The organism is Bradyrhizobium sp. (genome assembly GCF_049512235.1).
Taxonomy (GTDB): domain Bacteria; phylum Pseudomonadota; class Alphaproteobacteria; order Rhizobiales; family Xanthobacteraceae; genus Bradyrhizobium.
This window is the reverse complement of the sequence record NZ_JBEKXH010000231.1, coordinates 1-10,283: the sequence shown is the minus strand read 5'-3', so window position 1 is coordinate 10,283 and position 10,283 is coordinate 1. Positions and strand designations below refer to the sequence as shown.

General features: G+C 63.6%; 9 protein-coding genes. 6 read left to right on the top strand and 3 right to left on the bottom strand.

Going from position 1 to position 10,283, the window contains the following annotated elements:
• The first annotated feature begins 123 nt into the window (after nucleotides 1–123).
• Both ABSG20_RS20565 and ABSG20_RS20560 read left to right on the top strand, forming a co-directional pair.
• A complete protein-coding gene (locus tag ABSG20_RS20565) occupies nucleotides 124–1,548 on the top strand; it encodes a lytic murein transglycosylase (RefSeq protein ID WP_423866349.1) in 1,425 nt (474 codons plus the stop codon).
• Nucleotides 1,549–1,722: 174 nt separating this feature from the next.
• Nucleotides 1,723–3,372, top strand: a complete 1,650-nt coding sequence (locus tag ABSG20_RS20560) for an SGNH/GDSL hydrolase family protein (RefSeq protein WP_423866348.1) — start codon at nucleotides 1,723–1,725, stop codon at nucleotides 3,370–3,372.
• Between the two features lie 169 nt (nucleotides 3,373–3,541).
• Here ABSG20_RS20560 and ABSG20_RS20555 read toward each other — a convergent pair whose 3' ends face one another.
• A complete protein-coding gene (locus ABSG20_RS20555) occupies nucleotides 3,542–3,907 on the bottom strand; it encodes a CsbD family protein (RefSeq protein ID WP_423866347.1) in 366 nt (121 codons plus the stop codon).
• Nucleotides 3,908–4,244: 337 nt separating this feature from the next.
• Between ABSG20_RS20555 and ABSG20_RS20550 the strand changes: the two genes are divergently transcribed.
• Nucleotides 4,245–5,024 (top strand): SDR family NAD(P)-dependent oxidoreductase, encoded by a 780-nt coding sequence (locus ABSG20_RS20550; protein ID WP_423866346.1) that lies wholly within the window; start codon nucleotides 4,245–4,247, stop codon nucleotides 5,022–5,024.
• A 103-nt stretch (nucleotides 5,025–5,127) separates the two neighbouring features.
• Nucleotides 5,128–6,015, top strand: coding sequence for a TauD/TfdA dioxygenase family protein (locus ABSG20_RS20545; RefSeq protein ID WP_423866345.1), 888 nt, complete (start codon nucleotides 5,128–5,130; stop codon nucleotides 6,013–6,015).
• Nucleotides 6,016–6,105: 90 nt separating this feature from the next.
• Here the strand turns inward: ABSG20_RS20545 and ABSG20_RS20540 are convergent, their stop codons facing one another.
• Nucleotides 6,106–6,756, bottom strand: coding sequence for a YqgE/AlgH family protein (locus ABSG20_RS20540; protein ID WP_423866351.1), 651 nt, complete (start codon nucleotides 6,754–6,756; stop codon nucleotides 6,106–6,108).
• Between the two features lie 199 nt (nucleotides 6,757–6,955).
• Here ABSG20_RS20540 and ABSG20_RS20535 point away from each other — a divergent pair, with 199 nt between their 5' ends.
• Nucleotides 6,956–7,795 carry a protein-disulfide reductase DsbD domain-containing protein gene (locus ABSG20_RS20535; protein ID WP_423866344.1) on the top strand — a complete coding sequence of 280 codons (840 nt, stop codon included), beginning with the start codon at nucleotides 6,956–6,958 and terminating at the stop codon, nucleotides 7,793–7,795.
• 233 nt (nucleotides 7,796–8,028) lie between these two features.
• Complete coding sequence (locus tag ABSG20_RS20530) at nucleotides 8,029–9,405, top strand: flippase (RefSeq protein ID WP_423866350.1); 1,377 nt, start codon at nucleotides 8,029–8,031, stop codon at nucleotides 9,403–9,405.
• Nucleotides 9,406–9,668: 263 nt separating this feature from the next.
• On the opposite strand, the gene ABSG20_RS20525 is transcribed toward ABSG20_RS20530, so the two are convergent.
• The coding region (locus ABSG20_RS20525; RefSeq protein WP_423866343.1) for a 3-hydroxybutyrate dehydrogenase at nucleotides 9,669–10,283 on the bottom strand (615 nt) is incomplete at its 5' end.

The window sequence follows — 10,283 nt, the reverse complement described above, 5'->3', positions numbered from 1 at the left end:
GGTTGCCGCGGGTGGCCTTTCCGGTGGGCGATCTGCAACAACAAAATCTCGCCTTGTTAAGCTATTGGAAACCGTGACAAGGCCTCCTGAAAGCGGGATAATTCAGGCTCAGGCGAGGACAACATGACGCGACGGTCATCAGCATTGGCGAACGGCCGGACCGGCGTGGTGGCGCTGGCGGCGGCCCTGTTGCTGTGCGGCGAGGCACGCGCGCAGTCGTCCGGCGGCGGTCCGTTAAGCTTCCTCGACAGGATCTTTACCGGCTCGGCTGCAACAGGCAGCCAGCCCGCGCCTTCAGCGTCGCCCGGCAGCTCGGCGCCGGTGCCATCCGTGCCCGCCGGGAGTAGCGGGCCATTGCCGTGGAGCGGCGAGGACGGCGCCTCCGGCCATCCACTGATGAGCGCTGGCGCGATCCGCGAGGCGGCGGCGAATTTCGACAATTGCGTCGCCTCGATGTGGCCCGACGCCGCACGCCGCGGCATCTCGCAACAAAGCTTCCAGCGCTTCACCGCCGGACTTACGCCCGATCTGCGCATCATGGATTTGATGGATTCGCAGCCGGAATTCACCAAATCGATCTGGGATTATCTCGATATTCTGGTCAGCGACGCCAGGCTCGCCAAGGGCCGCGAGATCCTGGCCCAATACAAGCCTCAATTCGACGCCACCGAACAGCTCTATGGCGTCGACCGCTACGCGATCGCGGCGATCTGGGGCATCGAATCGAACTACTCCACCCAGATTGGCGATCGCAGTGTCCTGCAGTCCACGGCGACGCTCGCCTGCGTCGGTCGCCGTCAGCCTTATTTCAGGGATGAGTTCCTCTCGGCGCTGGAGATCCTGCACCATGGCGATTTGCGCCCGGAACAGCTGCACGGCTCCTGGGCCGGCGCGTTCGGGCCGACCCAATTCATGCCGACCGCATTCAAGCGCTACGCGGTCGACGCCGATGGCGACGGTCGACGCGACGTGGTCGACGATCCAGCCGATCTGATCGCCTCGACCGCCAACAACCTGAAAAAGGACGGTTGGCAGACCGGCCAGACCTGGGGCTATGAGGTCGTGGTGCCCGCGGGCTTCAATTACATGCTGGCAGACCGCGCCAAGACGATGGCAATAGCACAATGGGAACATCTCGGCCTCAAGCGCGCGGGCGACCAGCCGTTCCCGCACCCGGCCGAGAAGGCCTACCTGCTGGCTCCCGCCGGCGCCTCAGGCCCCGGCTTCCTGATGCTGCAGAATTTCCGCGTGTTCATGAAATACAACCCGGCGGAAGCCTATGCGCTGGCGATCGGTCATTTCGCCGACCGCTTGCGCGGTGGCCCACCGTTGGTGCAGCCCTGGCCGCGGCAGGAGCGGGAATTGTCGCGGGCCGAGCGGCTGGAACTGCAGCAGCTGCTGGCGCAGCGCGGTTTTTATAGCGGTACCCCGGACGGGCAATTCGGCGGCGAGACCCGGCAGGCGCTGCGCGGCTTCCAGGCCTCGATCGGGGCCCCTGCCGACGGTTTCGCCTCTTCCGACGTGCTGGAACGGTTGCGCGGGCGGTGATTTCCGGCGGCTGCCACCGGCGCGCCGGTAACCCAAACGGGGCAATTCGCATGATTCCCGTGGCGCCCTTGACGGGGCCCGCCGATGCCAAGTTTATAGCGAAGAATCTGCCCGCTTGCGGCCTGATTCCGCTATTATAGCGATGGCTTTCATGATCCACGTCGACCGAACCGCATGCCAAAACCGAAGTCCATATTCCGGGTATTCACCGACACTGGCCCGCTGATCGCGCTTTCGGTGGCGCTCGCGCTGCTGATCGGCATCGCCGGACCGGCTTCGGCCCAGTTCTTCAATTTCGGCGGCCCGCCGCGACCGCGCGGCGGCTGGTTCGGCGGTGATTTTTTCGCGCCATTCCAGCAGCAGGCGCCAAAGCGGATCCGCGAGGATTATTCCAGGGCGCCGCCGCCGGAAAAGCGCGAGACTGTGCCGGAGCGCAACGTTCTGGTGCTCGGTGACGGCATGGCGGACTGGCTCGCCTACGGTCTCGAATACGCCTATGCCGAGCAGCCCGAGATGGGCGTGATCCGCAGGCACAAGACCTTCTCCGGCCTCATCAAGTATCAACCCAAGGGCGATCCAGCCGACTGGGCCGCCGCTGCAAAAGGCATTCTCGACACCGAGAAACCTGACGCCATCGTTGTCATGCTCGGGCTCAACGATCGCATATCGATGCACGAGCCTGCGGCCGACAAGACCGACAATAAATCGCCGGACAAAAAGAGCGACAAGAAGGACGCCCGCGGCAAACCCCAGGATGCCAAATCTCAAGACACCAAACCCGGCGCCAAGCCGGATGGCACAACTGATTCCGCCGCCAAGCCCGACGACAAGCTTGTTGACACCGAGTTATCCCCAGATGATGCCGACAATGGCGACGCCCCGCCCCTCGCCGCGCATGAGAAAAGCGCGCGCACGCCGAACGGCGTCTATGAGTTTCGCGACGACCGCTGGGTCGAACTCTACACCAAGAAGATCGAAGAGATGATCGCCGTCATCAAGTCGAAGGGCGTGCCGGTGCTCTGGGTCGGACTTCCCGCGGTGCGCGGTGCCAGGGGAACGGCGGACATGTTGTTTCTGGATTCACTGTATCGCGACGCCGCCGGCAAGGCTGGCATCACCTATGTCGATGTCTGGGACGGATTCGTCGACGAGGCCGGCCGCTTCGTGCTGCAGGGCCCCGATTTCGAAGGCCAGATCCGCCGGCTGCGCTCCTATGACGGTGTATATTTCAACCCGTACGGCGCGCGCAAGCTCGCCCATTATGTCGAGCGCGAGATCACGCGGCTGCTGGCTGCACGCTCGGCGCCGATCGAGCTGCCGACCGAACCGGCAACGCCGGACGCCAATGCGCTGCCCGGTCAGCCGGCGCCACGTCCACTGGCGGGACCGATCGTGCCGCTGGTGGCATCCTCTGTTGGCACCGATCAATTGCTTGGCGGCCCGGGTTCCCGGCCGGCCGCGGTCGATGCTTTGGCCGCGCGCACGTTGGTCAAGGGCGAGCCGCTGGCAGCACCGGCCGGCCGCGCCGACGATTTTGTCTGGCCGCGCCGCGAAGTCAGGCACGAACAGTCCAAGGGCGAAACGCCGGTGGCCTCGGTTGCGCCGGATGGAACGGTCGCCTCTCCGGGTCTACCTGGCACCTCGCCGAAGCCGAAAAAGCAACGTCCCATTCAACCCGTTCAGCCAACTACGCCGGCGCTGCGGGAGTTTTTCGGACTAGGACTAGGAAATACCCCACGCCAGCCGCCGCGTGCGCCGACCGTTCCGCGCCCACCCGGAACTGTCGGTCGATCGGCGTCGGTACCCGGAGGTTTGGCGCAGTAAGCTGGCGCCAGTCATCGCGTCAACGGTTTGGCGCCGGCGGGTCGGGCGAATGGGCGCCCGATGACGGGCTCCGGGCGAAAACTTAAAGTACCGCAGAAGTAATTTCTCAATTCCGGAACCACGCCAAGAGGCGCGTTCCGGAATGACAGCGGGGCTATCTTGGTTTTTGCTACCGCCAGCGCGGCGGCGGACGGCGCGGCGGGCGGGTCATCAGCAGCGCCAGCGCGAAACCGATGCCGCCGGCGATCAGCAGCGCGCCGAGCGGATTTTCCTGGACCTTTTTCGCCACGGCCTGCGTACCGTCGCGCAAGGTATCGCCGCTGTTCTCATAGGCGTCCCTGGCGTAGCCCGTGGCGGCATCGGTCGCGTCGCGCGCTGCGTCCTTGGCCTGACCGTATAGATTCTGCACCGTTCCCGAAGCCTCCCGGACGCGGCCCGCGGCCTCGGTTTTCTTATTGCCAGCGATTTCGCCGACGGCACCCTCGGCCTTACCAGCCAAATCCTTGGTCGAGCCGGCCATTCGATCCGTGTCCATTACGGTCTCTCCTCGCTACTAGGCGCATATTCGCATCGCAAAACCGCTTGCCGCATTTGCGAATACTCGTCCTGGTTTGGTTTTGCCGGGAGCTAACCGATGAGACCCATTCCGGTTCCGGCGGCCGGAGCCAGATCGAACTGCAGGATCGGTGGTTCTGATTGAATCAAAACCGGGCCCTTGCTTTTTGATTGCGGATGCGGCTGCAGCCGCCGATCACGAGAACCTGCTTGCCGCCGAGGTCAGTTCGTTCGTGGTGACCCTTTGTTGACCTCGCTGGGGATCGGTGCCAGCCTTGTCAATGTCAGGGCTAACGGCAATCTTCAGCGGGCACTCCATGGCGGAATTCAGAAAGCTCAGCCGTTCGGTTAACGAACTGACCGTTCTCGTAACTGGGGCAGCCAGCGGCATGGGCCGCGCCACGGCGATGGTTTTCGCAGCCGAAGGCGCCAACGTTGCGGTCACCGACATCACCGCCGCGGGTGCAAAGGCGGTCGTCGCCGAGATCGTCGCCGATGGCGGCATCGCAAAAGCCTGGTCGCTCGACGTTGCCAACCGCGATGACATCAACGCCGTTATTGCCGATATCGCCGCCGATTTCGGTGGGCTCGACATTGTCATCAACAATGCCGGGATTTCCGTGCGGGTGGCGATCGACGATGAGGGCTACGACGAGGCCTGGAGCAAGGGACTTGCGGTGATGCTGACGGCCCATCAGCGCACGATCCGCGCCGCGCTGCCCCATCTGCGCCGATCTAAATGCCCGCGGATCGTCAATATCGCCTCCACCGAGGCGCTCGGCGCCACCGCGCTGCACAGCCCCTATTCGGCGGCGAAAGCCGGCGTGGTCGGGTTGACGCGTTCGCTCGCGGTGGAGCTCGGCCGCGACGGTATCACCGTCAACTGCATCTGCCCGGGCCCGATCACGACTGGAATGACGGCGCGCATCGCCGACGAGCACAAGGCGATCTATGCCAAACGCAGAACCGCGCTCGGCCGCTACGGTTGTCCCGAGGAAGTCGCGCACATGACGCTGAGCCTGTGCCTGCCGGCGGCATCGTTCCTGACCGGCGCGGTCATTGCGGTGGACGGCGGCCTGATGGCGCGCAACGCCTGACACGCTCCGCAACACCCGGATCCCGTTGACATCGCATGATCCGGGAGTAGCTTTTCAGCCCAATACAGCGCAGCAGCCGCTGGCCTCGACCAGGAGCGACGCCATGACCATCGCGATCCGGCAGCTTCACCCGCATTTTTTCGGCGAGGTCTCCGGCGTCGATTTGCGCGAGCCGCTGACGCCACAACAGGCCGCCGCCATCGAGGCTGGTATGGACGAATACGCGGTGCTGCTGTTCCGCGATCAGGACATATCCGATGAACAGCAACTGGCCTTCGCGATCAATTTCGGCGAGCGCGAGAAAGCGCGCGGCGGCACCGTCACTAAAAAGGTAGATTACCGGCTCAGCTCCGGGTTGAACGACGTCTCCAATCTCGGCAAGGACGGCAAGCCGCTGCCGCGCGATCATCGCACCCATCTGTTCAATCTCGGCAATTGCCTGTGGCATTCGGACAGTTCTTTCCGCCCCATTCCGGCGAAGTTTTCGCTGCTGTCGGCGCGCGTCGTGAACCCCACGGGCGGCAACACCGAATTCGCCGACATGCGCGCAGCCTATGATGCGCTGGATGACCAGACCAAGGCCGAGATCGAGGACATGATCTGCGAGCATTCGCTGATGTATTCGCGGGGATCACTGGGCTTCGTCGACTATACCGAAGAAGAAAAGCAGATGTTCAAGCCGGTGCTGCAGCGCCTGGTGCGCACCCATCCGGTTCACGGCCGCAAATCACTTTATCTGTCGTCACATGCCGGCGCGATCCTTGGCATGTCGGTGCCGGAGGGGCGGCTGTTGTTGCGCGACCTCACCGAGCACGCCACCAGGCCGGAATTCGTTTACGTCCACAAATGGACGCTGCATGACCTCGTGATGTGGGATAACCGCCAGACCATGCATCGGGTGCGGCGCTACGACCAGTCGCAGCCGCGGGACATGCGCCGCGCCACGGTGGCCGGCACCGAGCCGACGGTTAAGCAGCAGGCGGCGGAGTAGATGAAAAGGCAGTAGATGAAAACAAAGGCGCTTGCCCGCGAACCGCAGGGCAAACCCAGCAACTGCGTCAGGCGTCAGCGCGGAATTCCGCTACGCGTGCCCGGCTTCGTTCGACAGCATGCCGGGATCGATCCCGATCTTGCGCAGGGCGCGCAGGTATTTTTCCTCGACGTCGCTGCCGAAGATCAGATCCGGATCGGCGTCGCAATGCAGCCAGCCATTACCCTGGATTTCGGTCTCTAATTGCCCAGCCTTCCAGCCGGCATAACCCAGCGCGAGGATGGCGTGTTTCGGTCCCGCGCCTTTCGCGATCGCCCTGAGGATATCGACGGTCGCGGTCAGACACACGTCATCGTCAATTCGAAGCGTCGCATCCTTGATGAAGAAATCGCTCGAATGCAGCACGAAACCGCGTCCGGTATCGCACGGACCGCCTTTTAACACCTTCATGCTCCCGGCGTTTTCCGGCAGCTTGATCTGGTCGGCCTTCTTGATGATGTCGAGCTGCACCAGCAATTCAGGAAAGTCGATGCTGCCGACCGGGCGGTTGACGATGATGCCCATCGCGCCTTCGGCCGAATGGGCGCAGAGATAGATCACCGAGCGCTCGAAATGGACGTTGTCCATCACCGGCATCGCGATCAGACACTGACCGTCGAGGTAGCCGCGACTCGCCGAGTTGTCGCCGATGCGGCTGGCTTCGCGGCCGGTAATCCTTGGCCTTTTGCCTTCAGGGCCCACCGGCAGATTGTCACCCATGCCGGCGGCATCGCGGCTGGTAATCCTTGGTCTTTTGCCTTCAGGGTCCATCCGCACAGGACTTTCGTGTTAGGGCACATCCTGATATCGGGTGCCGGTGATGTCAATCAAGCTTTGCTCCACAAAATTCATCACAAGCAATTCAATGGTTTAGCACCCCGTCAACCTGTAAAGACCCTGCATGATCGCGATTGTTCCCAAGCGTGCGGCGTTCGGCTTTGCGGCGACCGTGTTGATGTCATGTTTCGCCATCGAGGCGTATGCCCAGGATGCGTCACCTTGGCAAAGGGATGGACACTCCGCGGTCCGGCTGCTGGCGGGATCGCGCAGCGGCGCGGTGCTGCTGGGCGGGATCGCCTTGCAGTTGCAACCGGGGTGGAAAACCTACTGGCGGACGCCTGGCGATTCCGGCGTGCCGCCGCGCTTTGATTTCTCCAGATCCGAAAACATCGAAGCCGTGACCGTGCTTTGGCCGGCGCCTTTGAAGTTCGACGACGGCGCCGGCGGCCACTCGATGGGGTATCACGACCAAGTCGTGCTGCCGTTGCGGATCGTCGCGAAGAATGCCGACAAACCGGTGACACTTCGCGCCGACATCAACTATGCCGTCTGCGAAAAAATCTGCATTCCCGTTGGAGCCAATACTGAGCTTTCCTTCACCAGCGTCGCCAGCACCGAGGACAGCGCGCTGTTCGCAGCCCTCGACACCGTACCCAAGCCGGCCAGCATTGGCGATCCCAACCCGCTGACGATCCGCGACGTCAAGCGCGACGGCAAGTCTACGGTGCTGGTCGATGTCGTCAGCCCCGACGGCGTGCCGGTCGACCTTTTTGTCGAAGGACCCACCCCGGACTGGGGGCTGCCGGTTCCGAAGCTGCTCGATCACGGCCCGCCGGGGGTCAAACGCTTCGCCTTCGAGCTCGATGGCGTACCCCCCGGCACCAGCCCGGAGGGTGCCGCGCTCAAATTGACGCTGGTCGGTGGCGACCGCTCGCTCGAGTTCAATATCAACCTGGAGTAGCCCCTGATGTCGTTCCGGGGCACGGGAAGCATGAAGCTCAGATGTGCCATTGCATATCGGGAAGCCCAGGAGATTCCTGGGTGGTGCGGAGCCTGTCATAGGCATCGCGCCGACCCATCGGCCGCCCCGGAAATCAGCTTGGGGCCTCCAACCCGATGTTAACGAATAGTTGATAGGCCCGGACCACCGCCGCATCCGCCGCGGCGCTCCGGGGAATTGCCGTTTTGGCCGTGATGGACGCTCAATCCGCAACGCAGGCGCCTGCCGGCCTGGCCGGACGGCTGCGATCGCTGCTGGACGGCTCCAGTGAAGCCTCGGTGACCAAGCGGCTTGCCGGTACGATCTTTGTGATCAGGGTCAGCAGCGCTGCGCTGGCCTATCTCTCGCAAATCCTGCTGGCGCGCTGGATGGGCGCCTCGGACTACGGCATCTATGTCTATGTCTGGACCTGGGTCCTGCTGCTCGGCAGCATGATGGATTTCGGCATCTCGGCCTCGGCGCAAAAAATCATCCCGGAATATCGTGCCCGGGGGGAACACGCGCTGCTGCGCGGCTTTCTCTCCGGCAGCCGCTGGATGACCTTTGTGGTGTCTGCCGCGGTCTCGCTGCTGTTGGCGGGCGTGGTGAAACTGGCGTCGCGCTGGATCGACGCCAATGCAATCCTGCCGCTTTACATCGGCTGCCTGACGCTGCCGGCCTTCGTGGTCGCCAACACCCAGGACGGCATCGCGCGCGCGCACGACTGGATGCGGCTCGGATTGATGCCGCAATTCATGGTCCGGCAGGCGCTGATCATCGGCTTGACCGCGGGCGCGTTCGCGCTCGGCTGCGAGCTCGGCGCCACGCCCGCGATGCTTGCCAGCGCGGCCGCGGTGTGGATTGCCATGATCGGGCAGATGATCGTGCTGAACCGCCGGCTTGGCGGTCACATCGAGCCGGGCGCGAAGGCCTACGATTTCCGCGGCTGGCTCGCGATCTCATTGCCAATCCTGCTGGTCGAAGGCTTTTACCTACTGTTGTCCTACACCGACGTGCTGGTGTTGCAGCAATTTCGCTCCTCGCAGGAAGTAGGCGTCTATTTCGCCGTGGTAAAGACGCTGGCGCTGGTGTCTTTCATTCACTACGCGATGTCGGCGACCACGGCGCACCGTTTTGCCGAATACCACGCGCTCGGCGACAAAACGCGGCTGTCGGCCTATGTCGCGCATGCCATCAAATGGACGTTCTGGCCCTCGCTCGCCGCCACCATCCTGCTGCTGGCATGCGGCAAGCCGCTGTTGTGGCTGTTCGGCGCGCAATTCGTCGCTGGCTACGACATCATGTTCGTCGCGGCCATCGGGCTCGCGGTTCGATCGGCGATCGGCCCGGTCGAGCGGCTGCTCAACATGCTCGGCCATCAGCATATCTGCGCGCTGGCCTATGCGCTGGCGTTCGGCATGAATGTCGTGCTCTGCGTGGCCCTGGTGCCGCGGTTCGGCGGTCACGGCGCCGCGGCGGCGACCTCGATCTCGCTGACGTTCGAAACCGTGCTGCTGTTCTGGATCGTGCGGCGGCGGCTTGGTTTGCACGTGCTGGCGTTCGGGAAGGGCGGCTCCGGAATCTCGCCGTAGCGGTTTGAAAAGAGACGCCCCGCATGACCGCGGGCGCTGGCTGATCTAAACGAGACCGCGGGCTATTACACTGCCCGCGCCAGCCCCGCGATGGCCACATCGATCGACGCCGGTTGGAATTCAGGCACTGGCGGCGGCCGAGGCGCTGCGATCGTTCGGTCAAAAGACCGATGGCAAAATTGCCGACGACCATTGTTGTTGCGGTGATGTTCTCAAGGCGCCCCCGCTTTCGCGCGCTTTCGCGGGGACATTACCGTCTCGTCCTACTCCGCGGTCCAGCCGCCGTCGATCGAGAGATTGGCGCCGGTGATCTGCGCGGCATCGTCGCCGCATAGAAACAACGCCAGCGCTGCGACCTGCTCGGAGGTGACGAACTCCTTGGTCGGCTGCGCCTCCAGCAGCACGTCGCGGATGACCTGCTCCTTGGTCAGGTTGCGCGCCTTCATGGTGTCGGGGATCTGCTTCTCGACCAGCGGCGTCCAAACATAGCCCGGGCTGATGCAGTTGCAGGTGATCTTGAAGGTCGCAAGCTCCAGCGCCACGGTCTTGGTGAGGCCGGCGATGCCGTGCTTGGCCGACACATAGGCCGACTTGAACGGCGAGGCCACCAGCGAATGCGCCGAGGCGGTATTGATGATACGGCCCCAGCCGCGCTTTTTCATGCCGGGCACCGCGGCGCGGATGCCATAAAACGCCGACGACAGGTTGATCGCGATGATCGCCTCCCATTTCTCGGGCGGAAACTCCTCGATCGGCGAAACGAACTGGATGCCGGCATTATTGACGAGGATATCGACCGAGCCGAAGGTCTTGTCGCCAAGCGCGATCATGTCGGCGATTTCGGCGGGCTTGGTCATGTCGGCCGGAGAATGCACCGC